This window comes from Streptomyces sp. MS191 (assembly GCF_008042125.1).
Lineage (GTDB): Bacteria > Actinomycetota > Actinomycetes > Streptomycetales > Streptomycetaceae > Streptomyces.
Window position 1 is genome coordinate 1 of record NZ_RDBI01000120.1, and the last position, 787, is coordinate 787.

General features: G+C 77.9%; 1 protein-coding gene. It reads right to left on the minus strand.

All coding sequences use genetic code 11. The annotated features are described in order from the left end of the window. Nucleotides 1-3: 3 nt before the first annotated feature. Nucleotides 4-787 (minus strand): sulfite exporter TauE/SafE family protein (locus EAO71_RS35400; RefSeq protein WP_315986633.1); only part of this gene is annotated, 784 nt, incomplete at its 5' end.

The following is a 787-nucleotide window of genomic DNA, read 5'->3' on the forward strand; positions in this document are numbered from 1 at the left end:
CGCTCAGCCGAGGCTCTGCACGGCGTAGAGCGCGCCCAGCGCGGTGGCGAGCGCGCCGAGCAGGAGGCGCAGCGCCCGATCCGGCAGGCGCGGCTGGAGCCGGGCGCCGAGGTATCCGCCGACGAGCCCGCCCACCCCGCACGCCGATCCCAGCCACCAGTCCGGCGCGACGTCGCCGGTGCTCGCGAGCGACAGCAGCGCGAACGCGACGGCGCCGACGATCGACGTGGCGAACGTCGTCAGCAGGGCCGCAGGCGCCACCAGCACCATCGGCAGGCCGCGCGCGGCGAGCACCGGGCCCAGCAGGGAGCCGCCGCCGATGCCGTAGATCCCGCCGACCACCCCCACGGCGAGGGCGAGCGCGGTGAGCGCCCCGGGCGAGGGTTCCCGCGCCCCGGCCGGCCGGTCGCGGCCCGGGGCCAGGGCCCGGACGCACAGCCAGATGCCCAGCGGCAGCATCAGAACGGCGATCAGCACCCGGAAGACGCCCGGGCCCGGGACGACGAAGACGCGCAGTGCGGCGCCCGCGACCACGCCGGGCAGCGTGCCGGCGACCAGACGCCGGGCCAGGCCGCTGCGCAGGGCCCCGCCGCGGCGGTAGCGCCACAGCGCGCCGGGTCCGGCCACCACGTTGAACAGCAGGTTCGTCGGGGTGATCGCCGGGTTCGGCACGCCGAGGACGCTCAGCTGGACCGGGAGCAGGAACACCGCGCCCGACACCCCGACCGGCGCGGTCACCAGCGCGATCAGCAGACCGGCGACCAGCCCCGCCCCCACCGTCCAGTCC